The organism is Sulfurimonas sp. hsl 1-7 (genome assembly GCF_030577135.1).
GTDB classification, from domain to species: domain Bacteria; phylum Campylobacterota; class Campylobacteria; order Campylobacterales; family Sulfurimonadaceae; genus Sulfurimonas; species Sulfurimonas microaerophilus.
Map to the genome: position 1 here is coordinate 94,904 of NZ_JAUIRR010000003.1, position 16,231 is coordinate 111,134.

Genomic DNA, 16,231 nt, shown 5'->3' on the forward strand with positions numbered 1-16,231 from the left:
AATTCCTAATCTTTTTTAACAACGATAGTCCAGTCAACTTCGTTGAATTTCAGTGAGTTGTATAACTCCCAACCACACTCTTTTACTAAGTCTGCACTTCTTTGTACAGGTGTAAAGTCGCCAATTTCAAAAAGAAAAATAAGTGTCTCACTTGGTTTGTGAGTTTCACCTAAGATCTCTTTCATACGAGGTTCAAAATTATCTTTTAAATGTCTTAGATCATATCTTTTCATTATCTATCTACCTCACCAAATACGATATTTGTTGTACCAATAATAGAAACAACATCCGGAATATAGTGACCAGGTAATAGGTCAGTTAAAATTCCTGTATGCCAGAAAGAAGGCGCACGTAGTTTTAATCTGTACGGATACGGTCCACCTTGAGAGTTGATGTAGTACCCTAGTTCACCTTTTGGTGATTCAGTAGCAACATAAACTTCACCAACCGGCGGTCTCATACCTTGAGTTACAAGTACGAAGTGCTGCATTAAAGAGTAGTTTTGTGTCATGATATCCAGCTTTGGAGCTGAGATATATTTAGGAGCGTGAGCCATTAACTCAGTTTGTCCCTCTTTAACACATCTCTCATACATCTCTATTGTTTGATAAAGGATCTTCGCAGATTCTCTCATCTCTTCCATATAGATTCTATAACGCGCGAAGTTGTCACCCTTGTCAGAGAACGGTACATTAAATTCTACTTCATCATAAAGTTCATACGGCTCTTCTTTACGGATATCCCATGCTACGCCAGAAGCTCTTAACATTGGACCTGTACAACCCCATGAAAGTGCCATATCTGTTGAGATAACACCAACATCTTCCATTCTCATTCTCCAGATACGGTTAGAATCCAGTAGATCTTCGTAATCTTTAATGTTTTGTGGAAGTTTGTCTAAGAAAGTTCTTAGTTGTGCCAAGAAATCATCTTGGATATCTAAAGGAACACCACCGATACGAATAGCTGCGTGAGTTAAACGTGCACCACAGTATCCCTCGATAATATCCATTAGGTATTCTCTTTCACGGAATGCAAATAAGAAGATAGTCATCGCACCGATATCAAGAGCAGTAGTTGCTAACCAGAAAAGGTGTGACATAAGACGGTTAATCTCTAAAAGCATCATTCTAATTACTTTTGCACGACGAGGAACTTCAAGTCCGATCAGTTTTTCAACTGCAAGTGCAAAACCGTAGTTGTTTGAAGATGAAGCGATATAATCCATACGGTCAGTAGTAGGCATAAACTCGTTATAGATCATATTTTCAGCCATCTTCTCCATACCACGGTGAAGATATCCAACATCTGGATGTGCTTTTGTAATTTGCTCTTGTTGAAGGTGAAGCATAAGTCTTAACTGTCCGTGAGCAGACGGGTGCTGTGGACCGAAGTTTAAGATTAGCTCATTATCTTCTCTGTCAAATGTAATATTTTCAAAAAACGGTGTTAATCTGTTTTTTACTTGTGCCATATTTATACCACCCTATCTTTGCGGATCATCAATAACTTTTGATGACTCTTTTGTATATTTTTTGATGAGGAATACTCCACCATCTTCTTGATACTCTTGAACTGTTCTTTCCATATCGTCAGTGATTTCAGTACCTTTTGGAACTTCAAAACCAAGACGTGCAAAACGTTCTGAATCGTATCTGTCGATTCTTGCAGTATCACGAAGTTCAGGCCCGATAATATCGCGTGCTTCTTTTCCGTAGATTTTATCAACTTCATACCAAGCAGCAAACTCATCACCCTCTAACGGGTAAGTTTTACGAAGTGGGAAACCTTGCCAGTCGTAAGGCATAAGGATACGTTTCATGAATGGGTGACCGTTAGCTTCGATACCGAACATATCGAACATCTCACGCTCAGACCAGTCAGCAGAACGGAAAAGTTTTTCAACAGAGTCAACAGCTTGCCCCTCTTTGATGAAATACTTGATACGGATACGTTTACGTTTAGTCATAGAAAGCATTTGATAGAAAATCTCGAAAGTACCGTCTTTTGCTAACCAATCGATCGCACTTAACTCTGAAAGTTGAGTATATTCTAACTCGTCTCTCATAAGTTCAAGTACACCGTAAATATCTTGCGGCTGAATATAAACAACCATTTGCTCAACTTGGATATACGCATCGCTTACTTCAAACTTCGCTTTGATAGCTGCAAGATCAGCAGCAAACACTGCATCATCTTCAACTGGAGTTTTAGGAACTTGCGGTGCTACATAATATCTATCTGTATAATAAGCTTTTGCTTGTACATCATCTTTTGGTGTATACGCTCTCATTACATTAACCTTTTAGCTTTTTGTGCTTTACCCGCTTTTTGTGCACGGATCTTTTGTTGTAATAACATTACACCGTACTGAAGTGTTTCAGGACGAGGTGCACAACCTGGAAGATAAAGATCAACAGGGATAATTCTGTCACAACCTTGAACAGTTGCGTAAGTATTAAACATACCACCAGTATTTGCACATGAACCCATTGAGATAACCCATCTAGGCTCAGTCATTTGGTCATAAAGACGTTTAATAAACTCAGCGTGTTTTTTTGTAAGTGTTCCCGCTACAATCATAACATCAGCCTGACGAGGAGATGCACGGAAAATAGTTCCGTAACGGTCAAAGTCAAAACGTGATGCACCCGAAGCCATCATCTCAATACCACAACAAGCAAGACCATAAGTCAATGCCCAAATTGAGTTCGAACGACCCCAGTTTACCACTTTGTCGATCGATGTAAGTGCTACCGGCAATCCACCGTCTTGTGTATAATTTACTTTATGTTGTGCCATTCTAGCGCTCCTTTTTTCCATGCATAAACGAAACCTATTGCTAATAATAGGATGAACATAATCATCTCAGCAAATCCAAACCATCCAAGTACTTTAAAATCTACAGCCCAAGGAAACATAAATACTATCTCTACATCAAATAGTAAAAACAAAAGTGCAAATAGATAAAACTGAGGTGAAACTCTGTTTGGTTGTTTCGTTACCTCAGGCCCACATTCATAAACCGAAAGTTTAATTTTTTCAGTGTCTTTAGCAGCTAATGCACGACTCGCAAGTCTTGCGATTGTAGTCGTTGCAATAAAAGCACCAAATGTTATAACAAAAAGTACAAATACCCCAAAATACGGATTTGCAGTACTAATATGCTCCATATAACCTACCTTTTTTAAATAAGAAGTTACCCCTAAGAATGTAACCCTTGTTTATATATTTGTTTTCCAACCTCTAAAAACACTTTATGTTATTAAAATAAAATGCTCTTTAGAGTTAGAAAAAACAGTTACTGCACTATATCAAAAAGAGTATTAAAAAAAGTTTTTATGAAAAAAAGAAATTTTCAGTGTCACGATTTGCAACACTGAAAAAATTGTAGTGAAAGATTGTGTGTAGTTTAGTAATACTTTTGTGACAAACCCGCTAAAAACTGTATGAAATATCATAAAAAAGCATATCGTTATCACTTATGGCATCAAAAAAGCTATTTCCTTTAAGGTAGTCCACTACACCTAAAGTAGTTTTGATACTATCTGAAGCATCATATTCGATCCAAGCTCTTTGATATCCACCCCCATCAAACGTATCTCCAAATGCACTTACTAAGTAGTTAAGGTGCACCGTTGCATTTTTAAAGTCGGATGTAATTCGAAAAGCTCCTTGATAGTTATCTTTTTTAAACGAATTCGTATTTACAAACCGTTTGTTGGCAAGGTCTAGACTCACCGTTGTATCTGCAATTCCGTTATATTCAAAACCTAGCAACATATCAAGTCTGTCAAACTTTTCATCTCCCGTTTGCAAAAACTTATAGTTTTGCATATATGCCGCTTCTCCTTTAACAAGCAAGCTTCCATATACATAAGCGATAGCTGCACCGTACATATTGATCTTACTTTCAATATTAACATCTGTTCTTGGATAAAACTCGAAATTCGGGTAGATATTTGCATAATAAAAATCTAAATCAAACCCTGTAAACTCTCCGGAAATATTTAGAGCATACGTTACATCATTCGGCTTTTTCTGTAAAGGCTGTTTGACAGGTGACGGATTAAAATCTCCACCAAACGGGGGATTTTTATCTTCGCGCTGTTCAAGTATGATAACCGGTGCAATATCCCAGTTGTCATAATAGTAATCAAACTTTGCCATCGTCGTACTTAGACGAAGGTCTTCAATATCTACCATACCGGGACGACGATTATCTAAAGGATTAAGTACATCAACTACGCGGATAGTATCACTTTTCCCCCACACTATCACCTGACGTCCAAGTTTTATATCAAGATCATCAGTAATCGAGCCTTGGATATAGGCATCAAAAAGTTCAACTTCACTTTGCAGAGCATTTAGCTCCTCTTTTGTAAACTCCTCTTCCCCTTTCATTTTGTAAGAGAGATCGTAAAATCCGTTTCCGTTGATTTTAAATTTAAAGCTCTTCCAAAGATCTCTGTTATACTCAAGGAACAAAGATGTTCTTAGAGAAGAGAATCTGTCGTGTGGGGCATCATTTTGATAACTGTAGGCAAACTCCTGTTTGAATTTTCCTTCAATGCCGTAATCTGATAAAGAGAATCTACTCTCCTCTTTTTGAGGTTGTACTACCATGCTAAGAGGTTCTTCATCAAACCCATCCATAAAAGCATCGGCATCATCTGCAACAGCCAATGTAGTTACCAGTAGAGATAAAAGAAAAAAACGCCCTAACAACTAGAGTCCTTTTTCGAGTCTTCTAGTAGTAAATACATCATCATCGATCGGCTTGTTCACTTTGATATTCTCAAACTGCAAGATTGTTTTGTGAAGAGTAGCTTTGCCCTGCTTTGTTGTCATTACCATCTCATCAACTACCCATATACCCTCTTGTTTATGCATCTTAGTCACATCAAGATATTTTCTATCTCCGTTTTTCATAAAACCGATTGAACGAACCACCATATCTATATCTTCTCGCACTAAACCTATAGTTTTTACATAACCCGATTCTTCAATCACATCTTCATTCACAGGAAGCGATTCAAGCATAGTTGTGTCATGTCCGCGTACTTGTGTATGTTTCATAATTTTGTATGTGTAATCATCTACGCTTCTTTTTGTCATGTCGTAGTATGAGAAATCACTCCCCATAAAACTTGAACTTTTATCGCTTGTCGGAATTCTTTTTACTTTTTTAAGTGCCGGAAGATAGAGCCACTGATCATCATCTTTGCTTGCATCATCATAATCATACGTTAAAAATGCAGTATCTTTTACATCTGCAGGAGATTTAAAAAACATGATTCTGTAGTCATCTTTGCCGAAATCTTTTCCGAATGTTTTGATCTCTCTGATTCTTTGATTGTTATTTTTATCGATAAGTATCATCTTCATATCTTGGATGATAGTTTTACCGTCATCTCTGTCATAAACTTTTTGAGCGATATCTCTTGCTTCATTCGCTTGAATGAAACTCCCAAACCCCAATAACGTAACTAAACATATCTTTTTGATCATTTTATCCATCCTCTTTTTGCAATTAGAACCATCAGTGCCGGAGCTAACAATAAGTCGGCAATAAGTGCTAAGATAATAACACTTCCCGTTAAAAATCCAAAGTTTTGTACACTTTCCATATTTCCAAACATATACGCATAAAATCCAAGTGAAAGTACTATAGTTGTAATCACTAACGCTTTACCCGTTGTGAAAAAAGTGTTCTCAACCGCTACAATTGCATCACCGCTTCTGAGATAGTAACGCTTGAAGTTGTGCATAAAGTGAATGGTATCATCCACTGCAAGTCCGATAGCAATCGAGCCGATTAAAAGGGTAAACATATCAAGAGGGATATGGTAGATGTACATTAAACTAAGCCCCACAATTACAGGAGATAAATTTGGTATCATAGAGATAAGTCCAAGACGCGCATCCCCCATAATAAACATCATAAGAATTGCGATCAGCGTAAAAGCGATAATGTAACTCTCTACCGATGAGCGGATTGCCTGTGTAAAAGTATGCACTAAGATAGGGATAATCCCCGTTACCGTAACCTCTTCATCTTTGAATGTCTCTTCAAATCTTGTTTGAACGTGAGCGAGCATATCTTCACTCTCTATAGAGTCAACCCAAGGCACCTTCACGGTAACTCGTAGTTTTGAAAACTGGGAATCAACAACATCTTCAAGATCGTCACTGCCGCTATTTTCAAAAAGCAGCAGCTCTTGAGAGAGTAAAGCTTGATCTGATGGGATTGTGTAAAGTGATTCATTGTTTTCGTGAAGCGCTTTATTGCTCTCTTTTACGATCGTATCGAGTGAGACCACTTTTCCTATATATGTTTTGCCGTCATCATACTCTGCAAGCTCTTTGTTAAGGTTATCTAGCTTTTGGAGTCTCTCTGGGTTCTGCCAGCCGTTTTGCTCTTTTGTATCAACTACCACTTCAACTGTCAACGAGCCGTTTAAATTGTCGTCGATATAGTGAGTACCAACATAGTTTGGATCATCTTTTGGAAACCACTCTAAAGGGTAGTGAGAGAGTTTTATATTTGTAGCTAGCGCGATTGAAAGCACTACTAACGATATACTCACAACTACAACAGATTTTGGATGGTGTGTCGGAAAGTATGCAAACTTTTTCATTAGATTGTCTAACCAATGGTTCTCTTTAATCTCTTTTGGCTTCATTGGGGTAATCATTAAAAGCGCCGGTAAAAGCGTAAGTGTTAAAAACAGCGATATAAGTACACCTAGTGAAGCAAATTTACCCATATCGGAAATAGGTGCAACTTCACTCCCCGCAAACGATGCGATTCCAACTGCAGTTGTAAGCCCCGTCATAGCAATAGCAAGACCCGAGTGCTCCAGCGTAAAAGCGATGGCACCCTTTTTATCTTTACTCGCATTAAACTTGTCAAAAAAGATCGAAAGTACATGCACCGTTGCACCGACACTCACCGCAATTAAAAGTGAAGGAACTATCTGAGTCGGAAGTTTAAACGCTACGCCGAAGTATGCCATCGTTCCGACAGTTGTAAGAAGTGATAAGATGATCACGACAAGGGGATAAAACGTTGCACTTACACGTCTGAAAATTAAAAACAGAAATACTAAAATAATTAAAATCGTCACACGTGTAAACTTCTGCATATCCTCTTTCATCATAGATTTCAGAGCATCCATTACACTCGCACTTCCTGCGTAGTAGATCTTAAAATCATCATCGGAATATTTATTTACAATCTCTCTTACTTTTCGTACGATCTCGGCATTTTGTGTATCTGTTAAAGGAGTTTTTACCACATCTTGTGCAGGGGCTTCATCAAACTCACTAAACATATCGTCTATATTCTCTTTTTCGTCAGAGATAAACGCTTTTGTTTCGATCATAATCGTTGTGATTTTTCCGTCACGTGATAAAAGCAGATCTTTGTAAAACTCGTTTGCCATGGCAATCGTTTTTATCTTCTGTGCATCTGCTTGTGTTTGAGGAAAGTTTTCAAGTAAATCTTCAACGATCAGCTGATCAGCTTCACCTCGTGTATTTCTTACATTTACGAGTGAAGTCACCTCATCGAGGTATGGAACATTATCTTCTAAATCTTTATGAAGCTTTTTGAGTTTTGTTAAAAACTCTACAGAAAAAACTTTATCGTTTTCTATAGCGATTAATATTCTCTCATCCCTACCAAACTGCTCTTTAAAAGCTTCATATTTGATGAGCATCGGGTCCTCTTCATGTAAAAACCCTTCCGTTGACGTATCCATAGTGATCTTTGGAACATTTGAGATTGGAAAAGCTATTACCAATAGTGAAAATAACAACACTATAAAAGGGTGTTTTCCTATAAACTCTCCAAATTTTCCAAGCATCTTTTCTAATTTATGATGCACTCTTTTCTCCTTGTCTAATTTAATCTAATGTTTTGATTTTGCAATATCTTACTCAATTACAAAATTTTAATCATTCACCTATGTTAATTCTCTTTTTTAAACGGCTAAGATGTTGCGGGGTGATCCCAAGTAAAGTTGCAATGTGGTACTGTGGAACTTTTTCTAAAAGGTGTGGTGTCTCATCCATAAACAGTAAAAATCTCTCATCGGCACTTTTACACTGACGTTCAATAGTTTGCTTATGGAGATATCTGTATGCAGCTTCAGACATTAAACGTCCAAAACGTTCCCACTTTTTAAAGTTGTTATATAAAAACTCTACATCTTTGTAAGAGACACAAACAAGTTCTGTATCCTCTAATGCTTCTATGTAAATAGTTGCAGGCTTTTGTTCAAGAAAACTTTGATAATCAACTACAAAAAGATTGGTCACATGGGAGTTTTGATCATTAAAGAAGATAGTCCATGTAAAGTCTTTACCGTTTTCATCTAAGATGTAAGCCCTCACCAAACCGCTGTTAATAAAGTAGAGTTCTTTGCAAACGTCCCCTTGGTAGAGGATTGTCTCATTTTTTTTAAACTTTTTTATTGAGAGTTTGGAGGTAAATATCTTCCACTCTAAAATATTTACAGAGATATATCTTTGAATAAACTCTTTATATTTTGCAAATGAAGCTTCTGATCTTTTATCCAAACAGCACCCCGTATCCTAACGATACAAAAGTTTATCTAAAAAAAACAAATACATCAATATATGTTGATATATTGTTACTTATTTAAAAACCCCATAGATTTTTCGTTATCAAAACTACCGCTTTTTTCACGCTCTATCTCAGTGATAAAATCATGCATTAAAAAGACAGGTTCATCTTTTACTGCAACTTTATACGCTGTATTTTTAATGATAAGGTTAATCTGTCCGCCCGTTAACGAATACTCTGCAAGTTTTGTTTTATCAAAATCCTCTTCATACGGTGCTTCTGCCGGCAGCATCTTCTCCCATAACTCAATACGTTGTTCAAAGTCAGGCTTTTTAAACTCGATCTTGTAGTTAAATCTTCTTGAGAATGCCACATCTATATTTTCGAGTAAGTTTGTAGTTGCGATTAGCATCCCTCTAAAGTTTTCAATCTGCTCTAAAAAGATATTTTGCATCTGATTATGCATCTGATCAGAACCTGTTATGTTTCCGCTGCTACGCGCTCCTAAAAACTGGTCCGCTTCATTTAAAAGTAAGATAGGTTCTGTTTTTGTTTTTTCAGTAAGCTCATAAAAAGTATCGAAAATTTTACGTACATTTTTTTCACTTTCACCCACATACATAGAGAGGATCTTTGAACAATCAAAAGCAAGTACTTGTCTCTTTAACGACTTTGCCAAAGAGTATGCCGTCATAGTTTTTCCGGTCCCTGCCGCTCCATAGAAAATTATACGTGCATCTATCCCTGACTTTTTATTTTTAATACCCCATTTGACTAAACGGGCTACCACCTCTTTGTCAACCTGTTTCATCAGATTTTCTAGAGTTTCTCTTGTCTTTATATTTAAAACAACATCCTCTAGCGATGTATCCGGTTCAACAAGCTCAAAAATATCTTGTTCTTCGATCAAAGCATTGAGCTTCAAACGAGTTACTTTTTTTGTTTTTTGAGGATGGATGATACTTTGAAGTACCTCATCAACAATGTAAAATGCACGTGAAATACCACCAAAAGGATTGAGCATCTCTTCATAATCAATGATGTTGTTCTCAATCAAGTTTGAACCGTCTTCTAAAAGTGAACGGTTTTTAATACGCTCATACTCATCTAAAGAGATAAGATCAATAAGTGTATTCATCTCACGAAGCGAAATATCTGTTGAGCTGTACTCTTCACGTAACAGGGCAATAAAGATCACCTGCTCATAGTTGTTCATCTTCTTTTGTTTAAAAAAGCGGTCAAGTACAAGTTCCTCATCTGTTTGTGAAACTCTCTCCTCTATCCTTTTCTCTAAAAGCTGCAGTTTGTTTTGAAGTCTGTCAATCCCTACAGAGTGTTCGTGCACATTTTGACGAATCACACTCATCTTTTGATAGAGCTCGATTCTAAAAAACTGATCTTGGAGATACTCAAGATGATCGGCATACGGTTTTACTTCCGGAAGATCAAGATCAAGTGAGCCGTCTTGTAGCAGTTTAAAAAATGAAGATGTAAGACCCACTGCACCGTTTAACAACTCTAACGGTGTCACGTCTGCAATCTTGATCGGAGTAAAACTTTGCTGGTGCAGCCATCCTAGTTCCAGTAAGTTTTTGACAGACTGTAAGTTGTCCAAATATTCATAGTTTGTATGTGTGTAAAGATCTTGTAAAAGTTGAAAAACCAAGACGTCGTCTTGCCCTTCAACATATTTTTTTACCACGTAACGAAGCATTTTTGCTTCCTCTACACTACATTTGAGATGTATATATATCCCACTCTTTTCGACATCTTGTGTGTTTAAAAAGTCTGCTAGTATTTTCAAAAATATCCTTAAAATTTATATCCCAGTCCTGCTGAGATAAGTATAACATTTCCTTCGGTAAATTCACCGTCAAGGTCATCATTTTGCACTGTTCTGTTTTTATGCATAGAGTATAGTGCAGAAACTCCAAAATCAAAAGTTTCATTTATTCTATATCTTCCCCCTAAGGCTACTGATGTAGTATCTGTATCGGGAAGTTCAAAACCTAATGTTTTTTCAGGAGCCGGTGTCTGGTCTATTACTAAACCTGCCATTATAGTCAAATCAGTTAACTCTTGAGTAACACCTACACGAAAAGTATTTGTATCTTTCCAATCTTTCTCTATCGAATCTCCAAAGACAACATTAGCCGTAGGATCTTCAAAACTAAAGTCTAAAGAGTTGTATGCAGACCAGAAAGTTTTTTCATATACAACCTCAATTGTTGTAGCACTCGGCAATGTATATGCAGCTGCGATACTAAAAGCTGCCGGCAGCGGTACACTCACATCTACACCTCCGTTATTGACAGTAAGAATTCTTGTCGTATTTCCGTTCACATTAAGGTTTATGTTTGAGCGATACGTTACACCCAATTCTAAATCTGATGTAGGCTGATACGCCAATGCAAGATTATATCCATAATCTGTACTATCACCTTCCATGTCATAATACGCGTTATTCACTACACCTTTTGTATCTATAACTCTAAAACCGGCGGCAAATCCCAACTTGTCAGTTACTTCAAATGCTACTGTCGGATTTATTTCTACAATCTCCAATGTAAACTCTTCGGCAAAATTCTTTGCAGGAGCGCTCTGCCATCTTTTTGAGAGTCCGCCGGGGACTACAACACTTACACCGATTCTTGCTCCGTTATCTCCAAGTTTTGGAGATACATAATGCAATGAAGGTATTAAAAAATTCTCTTTTGTAGATTCTAAACTATATGGTCCAGTGCCACTTACAGTACCATCATACTTCACTTTATCAAGTCCGATATACATAAGGTTGACTTCAAGATTATTTGTATCTTTCATAAAGACCATCTTTGCCGGATTGTAATATGAAGCATCTGCATTCTCATGATTGTGAGCTATATTTGCAGCTCCTAATGCTACTGCATTTGAAGAAGTCTCAGGTATTTTATACCCACCTGCCATAAGTGCCGTTGCTGTAATAATTAACAATAATCCCACTTTTTTCATCTACTTATAGTCCTTTTTTTGTATTGTTTTAACTTATATTACAAAAATCAACCTTAATCAATAAAAGAGTATAAAAGTGCGATCTCATCTTTCCAGATAGATTCATCAATCGTTTCAAGAACAAGTGGAATGTCATCCATTCTCTCATCATTCATGATAAATCTAAATGCATCAAGACCTATCTCCCCTTGACCTAAAGAGTGGTGTCTGTCAACACGGCTTCCAAGCGGCGGCTTCGAATCGTTAATGTGCATACCGCTTAAATATTCTCTTCCTACAATTTTGTCAAAATCACCCCAAGTTTTATCGTACGCTTCGCGAGTTCTGATGTCATACCCTGCTGTGAACATATGACAAGTGTCAATACAAACACCCACACGGCTCTTATCTTCAACTTTCTCGATAATACGCGCTAGATGCTCAAACTTATACCCCAGGTTTGTCCCCTGTCCGGCCGTGTTTTCGATCACCGCTTTTACACCGCTTGTTTTGTCAAGTGCGATGTTGATAGATTCTGCGATCACATCCAGACACTCATTTTCCACTTTTTCTACATACTCTGGGTCTTTTTTCTCTTTAGCAGAGAGTTTTACGAGATGGCTTCCCGGGTGAAAGTTTAATCTATCAAGTCCTAAAATCTCACAACGCTGTAATTCGTCTATGAAAGCTGTACGACTTTTTTGGAGTTTTTCCTCTTCGGGATGTCCGAGATTAATCAGGTATGAATCGTGAGGCAATATATGTTTTGGCTGGATTCCAGATGCTTCTAAAGTTTTAAACCAAGTATCTAACGTCTTAGCATCAAAAGGTTTAGCATCCCATCTTTTTTGATTTTTTGTAAAAAGTGCAAATGCTTTTGCCCCTATCTCCTGTGCATTTGTGATTGCATTAAAAACTCCGCCGCTTGCACTCGTATGTGCCCCTACAAATTTCGCCATTAGTTTACATCCTTTATCTTTATAAATATTTTGTTTTTTCTGTCTTTGAAATAGATTTCATCTAACTCCACTTTATATACAATATCTACACCGCTGCTTTGAATAATTTGCACAAATCCAATATCTGTTTTAATCAAATTTTTTTTATCAAAAATCGGCTCGCCTAAAAAAACATTTTTAAGGAGATCATCCGGGTATGCCGATGAGAGATACTCCTCATTAAAAGAGGACTTTCTCATACACCCTTCCCCGTCGATACATATCATACCGTCAATAGAGATCTTTTTAAACGCTTTACCCACAACGTAGAGATCGATCTCCACGCTCTCTTTTCCCTGACCTATATACCCGAGATCGGAAAAGCGGATATTTTTCGTTTTAAAAACAACCATTTTAGAACTTTTTTCAAGTTGTTTAACACTACAGGCACTGAAAAAGAGAACTAAAAAGATAAGTAGATATTTCATAAAATAGTGTACTTCCAAAGAAATTTTTCCAAATTATAGTAAAATTTTTGCAAATTGACATAAAACAAAAAGTTACCCTTTTTTTTTCATATTATTCTATTTATGAAGATCCATATAGATATAGACTGCTTTTTTGTCAGTGCCATCCGCACCATTGATCCAAGCCTTGAACACAAAGCCGTAGCTATCGGTGGACGCAGTGATACCAAAATATTTAATACCGAAGCAAAAAATCAAACCGTAAACTTTGCAAACAGCGGCAGTTTTGTTCCGACATTTTTTAAAGCGTATGAGGAAAAAGATGATGACCTTGATGCTTTTAGGGACAGTGACGGTAAGGTTCGCGGTATACTTACAACATCAAGTTATGAAGCACGTGCATACGGTGTTAAAACAGCAATGCGCATAGAAGATGCTCTGCAACTCTGCCCCCATCTTATTATCAAAGCACCCAATATGAGTTTGTATCAGGAGCTTTCCCATAAACTCCATGAATATCTTAACCTCAAAATCCCGCTGATCGAACAAGCGAGCATAGATGAGTTTTACGGAGATCTCGGTGGATGGATCGAAGATGAGGATGTCCCTCAGTTTATAGACACACTGCGTCATGAGATAAAAAAAGATATAAAACTTCCCGTCTCGATAGGTGCCGCGAAAACCAGATATATTGCAAAACTCGCTACAACCTATGCAAAACCTTTTGGTTCAAAAACGATCTACCCTTGGGATTTTGATCAGTTTGTAAACCCCATAAAGGTAGAAGATTTTGCAGGAGTGGGAAGAAGCATGAGAGAAAAACTTCACGCCGTACAGATCCATACACTCGGAGAACTGCGACAAAGAAGAGGTACTTTAGAATCCTGGGGACCTTATGCCAAAGAGCTCTATAAACGTGTAAACGGAGAGGTCGATGCTCCCATACAGACAAAGAGGGAGAGAAAATCGATCGGGATCTCACGCACTATTGAACCGCTGTTTGACAGAGAAGAGTTGCGAAGAAGGATCCATATCTTGGCAAGGCATCTAAGTTTTGCGATTATGAAACTTGATGTTATTCCCACCGTATTTCATCTCTCTATTGCTTATGAGCTTAACAAAAAAACTCGTGCAAGCCTTTCAATGGCGGAAGTGTTCACAGACAAAAAATTTGATCGCATCTGTGTAGAACTCTTTAATGAAGCAGATACACAGAAACGATTACGTGTGATCAGACTCAGTATCCAAGCGGGCAGTTTTACGAAACACTCAAAAAAAGAGCTCTCACTCATAGGTTTTGATGATGAACAAAAGATGCATAAACTTACACGTTCCTCTCAGGTTTTACGGGAGAAGTATGGACTGGATGCTATAAAATGGGGCAGTGAACTGTAAAAATATAGATTTCTTGTGCTAAAATACCTCTATGACAAACTTGAGGCTGTTAGAGCAATTTCGCTCATTTTATTTTAAAAATTACCCTGATGATATGGAGACACAGATATCTTACTTTTCAGTTTTTGGCGGACTGGACTGGCAAATAGATACGACAAAAGATCTCAAAGAGCTTATCCAAACATTAGTTTTAGAAAACTTTGAATCACTTCATGAGAAGATCGAAGAGTTTACACTCGGAAACAAAGAGTATAAAAGACTTCTTCGCTCTTTAGCAGTTGGTGATCGAAGAATCTTTTCCGCTTTTAACAGAGCTGGTCTTAACAACAGTAACGGTGGTGCTGCGATCAACTATCTTCAAGAGAAAGGGTTGATCGAGATGGAATATTCCCGTGAAAAACACCCAAGAGAAGACTCACCCAATGCAAAGCTAAAACGTGCAGATGCAAGACATAGAATCTCCCATAAAGTATTTTTCACCTACCCTTTTATACGTTTTTGGTTCTATTTTATAAGTCCCAACATCAGAGCGATTAAAGAGGGAGATTTTGAAAAAGTACTCGATGAGTTTGAACAAAAACACAACTCCTATACAAGCTTAGTGTATGAAGAGCTTTCAGAACTTCTGCTAAACTATAACTTAAGAGATGCTCATATTATCAGTTCTGGGAGTTACTGGGATGCTAATGTTGAAATAGATATCTTGACTGTGACAAAAAACGGCAGAATTTATGTCGGTGAATGTAAATGGACCAATCATAAGGTAAATAAAAAAGAGCTTCATAAAATTCGGGATAAGTGTGAAAAACTCAACCTCATCCCTACTCAAATCGTCTTATTTTCAAAACGGGGATTTTCTAAAGAGCTTGAAGCGATGCAGGGTGCCGAGCTTGGACTTTATACAAGTGATGATTTTAAAGCCCTTGTAAAAAGCAACTCTAAAGAGTGTGCCCTACCTCACCTTTTTAGCTGACAATTTTCAATGCTTCATACGCTTCTTGAAGCAGTTGGAACTTGTTTGTATAGTGTTCAACCATATGAGGCTCTTCGTGAAAGATCTTATCTGGATGGTACACTTTAGTAAGTTTTTTATAACTTTTCTTCAAGGCATCCTGACTCGCACCTACCGGACACTCTAAAATAGTATAAAACTGTTTTTTACTCTCTTGTTCACTCTCTTTTACGAGATCACCGAAACTATAACTTGCAAAATCACTATAAAGTTTTGACATAAACTTATTATCGAAAGTATATTGGATCTGATAATGCAAAATGTGTCGCTTGTTTAACGCGCGTTCAAGTCTAGCTTTTGCCTTGTAATCACTAACATCTACAACTAAAGAGACATCGGTTCCACGCTCCACATACACTTCAAGTTGTGAGCGCATATAGTTAGTTACCCATGAATTTGGTTTTTCTAAAGAGATTAAGACCGTATTTTTATCGTATGCGTAAAGATTTACTTTCACATTTTCCGGTTCTTCCATTTTATCAAGTTCTATTTTGATCGGTTGAGAACCGAACTTTAACATCGAGCGTAGAAAAAACTGATGATTAAAATCGTGTACTTGTGCATGATGGGCACTGAGTTTATGTAAAAACTCTTCCCTAATCTCTTTTAAAGACTCGTTTCTAAACACTAATACCGCTTTAGGCAAGAACAGCATACCGCGTGTATGATGGTTTAGAAATTCCCTCATCCAAGGTGTATTTAGGGTATCAAACCCTGTAGTAATAAGAATAAGGTTATTGCGCAATACTATATCCATTCTCTCCTACCTATTTTGTTTGATAGAAATTAAAAAGCAAAAACAGTTCCAATTCCTATCTTAAACTTCTCTTCGATTAAGAAAGTATCGGAAAGAACT

Annotated in this window: 16 protein-coding genes; 2 read left to right on the forward strand and 14 right to left on the reverse strand. The window is 37.3% G+C overall.

Annotation, left to right across the window (positions count from 1 at the left end; translation table 11 throughout):
- Window positions 1-5 precede the first annotated feature (5 nt).
- The 13 genes from QWY88_RS07005 to QWY88_RS07065 form a co-directional block, all read right to left on the reverse strand.
- The gene (locus QWY88_RS07005; RefSeq protein ID WP_193113289.1) at window positions 6-233 is read right to left on the reverse strand and encodes an NADH-ubiquinone oxidoreductase subunit E family protein; all 228 of its coding nucleotides are present in this window, start codon (window positions 231-233) and stop codon (window positions 6-8) included.
- A complete protein-coding gene (nuoD, locus tag QWY88_RS07010) occupies window positions 233-1,474 on the reverse strand; it encodes an NADH dehydrogenase (quinone) subunit D (RefSeq protein WP_304545514.1) in 1,242 nt (413 codons plus the stop codon). The genes QWY88_RS07005 and nuoD overlap by 1 nt, the downstream gene beginning before the upstream one ends.
- 12 nt (window positions 1,475-1,486) lie before the next feature.
- On the reverse strand, window positions 1,487-2,293 hold the full coding sequence (locus QWY88_RS07015) for an NADH-quinone oxidoreductase subunit C (protein ID WP_304545516.1): 807 nt from the start codon (window positions 2,291-2,293) through the stop codon (window positions 1,487-1,489).
- The gene (locus QWY88_RS07020) at window positions 2,293-2,802 is read right to left on the reverse strand and encodes a NuoB/complex I 20 kDa subunit family protein (RefSeq protein WP_304545517.1); all 510 of its coding nucleotides are present in this window, start codon (window positions 2,800-2,802) and stop codon (window positions 2,293-2,295) included. Before QWY88_RS07020 ends, QWY88_RS07015 begins: the two co-directional genes overlap by 1 nt.
- Entirely contained in the window at window positions 2,784-3,173 is a 390-nt protein-coding gene (locus QWY88_RS07025) for an NAD(P)H-quinone oxidoreductase subunit 3 (protein WP_193113293.1), read from the reverse strand. Before QWY88_RS07025 ends, QWY88_RS07020 begins: the two co-directional genes overlap by 19 nt.
- 265 nt (window positions 3,174-3,438) lie before the next feature.
- Window positions 3,439-4,728, reverse strand: coding sequence for a DUF1302 family protein (locus tag QWY88_RS07030; protein WP_304545520.1), 1,290 nt, complete (start codon window positions 4,726-4,728; stop codon window positions 3,439-3,441).
- A complete protein-coding gene (locus QWY88_RS07035) occupies window positions 4,729-5,511 on the reverse strand; it encodes an outer membrane lipoprotein-sorting protein (protein WP_304545522.1) in 783 nt (260 codons plus the stop codon). It lies immediately after the preceding gene.
- A complete protein-coding gene (locus tag QWY88_RS07040) occupies window positions 5,508-7,892 on the reverse strand; it encodes an efflux RND transporter permease subunit (RefSeq protein ID WP_304545524.1) in 2,385 nt (794 codons plus the stop codon). The genes QWY88_RS07035 and QWY88_RS07040 overlap by 4 nt, the downstream gene beginning before the upstream one ends.
- Window positions 7,893-7,962: 70 nt before the next feature.
- The gene (locus QWY88_RS07045) at window positions 7,963-8,586 is read right to left on the reverse strand and encodes a Crp/Fnr family transcriptional regulator (protein WP_304545525.1); all 624 of its coding nucleotides are present in this window, start codon (window positions 8,584-8,586) and stop codon (window positions 7,963-7,965) included.
- A 74-nt stretch (window positions 8,587-8,660) separates the two neighbouring features.
- On the reverse strand, window positions 8,661-10,397 hold the full coding sequence (locus tag QWY88_RS07050; RefSeq protein WP_304545527.1) for an ATP-binding protein: 1,737 nt from the start codon (window positions 10,395-10,397) through the stop codon (window positions 8,661-8,663).
- Window positions 10,398-10,405: 8 nt separating this feature from the next.
- Window positions 10,406-11,584 (reverse strand): OmpP1/FadL family transporter, encoded by a 1,179-nt coding sequence (locus QWY88_RS07055; RefSeq protein ID WP_304545529.1) that lies wholly within the window; start codon window positions 11,582-11,584, stop codon window positions 10,406-10,408.
- A gap of 53 nt (window positions 11,585-11,637) precedes the next feature.
- Window positions 11,638-12,522 carry a deoxyribonuclease IV gene (gene nfo, locus QWY88_RS07060; protein WP_304545532.1) on the reverse strand — a complete coding sequence of 295 codons (885 nt, stop codon included), beginning with the start codon at window positions 12,520-12,522 and terminating at the stop codon, window positions 11,638-11,640.
- Entirely contained in the window at window positions 12,522-12,989 is a 468-nt protein-coding gene (locus QWY88_RS07065) for a hypothetical protein (RefSeq protein ID WP_304545534.1), read from the reverse strand. The genes nfo and QWY88_RS07065 overlap by 1 nt, the downstream gene beginning before the upstream one ends.
- Window positions 12,990-13,091: 102 nt before the next feature.
- Here QWY88_RS07065 and QWY88_RS07070 point away from each other — a divergent pair, with 102 nt between their 5' ends.
- Window positions 13,092-14,363 carry a Y-family DNA polymerase gene (locus QWY88_RS07070; protein WP_304545537.1) on the forward strand — a complete coding sequence of 424 codons (1,272 nt, stop codon included), beginning with the start codon at window positions 13,092-13,094 and terminating at the stop codon, window positions 14,361-14,363.
- Window positions 14,364-14,394: 31 nt separating this feature from the next.
- Window positions 14,395-15,336, forward strand: a complete 942-nt coding sequence (locus tag QWY88_RS07075) for a DUF234 domain-containing protein (protein ID WP_304545539.1) — start codon at window positions 14,395-14,397, stop codon at window positions 15,334-15,336.
- Here the strand turns inward: QWY88_RS07075 and QWY88_RS07080 are convergent.
- Window positions 15,329-16,132 (reverse strand): J domain-containing protein, encoded by an 804-nt coding sequence (locus tag QWY88_RS07080; RefSeq protein ID WP_304545541.1) that lies wholly within the window; start codon window positions 16,130-16,132, stop codon window positions 15,329-15,331. The two genes, QWY88_RS07075 and QWY88_RS07080, sit on opposite strands and share 8 nt — an antisense overlap.
- Window positions 16,133-16,231 lie beyond the last annotated feature (99 nt).

Bases quoted from the DNA above. Each gene is read 5' to 3' on its own strand.
- QWY88_RS07005 (WP_193113289.1), bottom strand. From the start codon at position 233: ATGAAAAGATATGATCTAAGACATTTAAAAGATAATTTTGAACCTCGT.
- QWY88_RS07035 (WP_304545522.1), bottom strand. From the start codon at position 5,511: ATGATCAAAAAGATATGTTTAGTTACGTTATTGGGGTTTGGGAGTTTC.
- QWY88_RS07075 (WP_304545539.1), top strand. From the start codon at position 14,395: ATGACAAACTTGAGGCTGTTAGAGCAATTTCGCTCATTTTATTTTAAA.
- QWY88_RS07025 (WP_193113293.1), bottom strand. From the start codon at position 3,173: ATGGAGCATATTAGTACTGCAAATCCGTATTTTGGGGTATTTGTACTT.
- QWY88_RS07020 (WP_304545517.1), bottom strand. From the start codon at position 2,802: ATGGCACAACATAAAGTAAATTATACACAAGACGGTGGATTGCCGGTA.
- QWY88_RS07065 (WP_304545534.1), bottom strand. From the start codon at position 12,989: ATGAAATATCTACTTATCTTTTTAGTTCTCTTTTTCAGTGCCTGTAGT.
- QWY88_RS07080 (WP_304545541.1), bottom strand. From the start codon at position 16,132: ATGGATATAGTATTGCGCAATAACCTTATTCTTATTACTACAGGGTTT.
- QWY88_RS07015 (WP_304545516.1), bottom strand. From the start codon at position 2,293: ATGAGAGCGTATACACCAAAAGATGATGTACAAGCAAAAGCTTATTAT.
- QWY88_RS07055 (WP_304545529.1), bottom strand. From the start codon at position 11,584: ATGAAAAAAGTGGGATTATTGTTAATTATTACAGCAACGGCACTTATG.
- nfo (WP_304545532.1), bottom strand. From the start codon at position 12,522: ATGGCGAAATTTGTAGGGGCACATACGAGTGCAAGCGGCGGAGTTTTT.
- QWY88_RS07070 (WP_304545537.1), top strand. From the start codon at position 13,092: ATGAAGATCCATATAGATATAGACTGCTTTTTTGTCAGTGCCATCCGC.
- nuoD (WP_304545514.1), bottom strand. From the start codon at position 1,474: ATGGCACAAGTAAAAAACAGATTAACACCGTTTTTTGAAAATATTACA.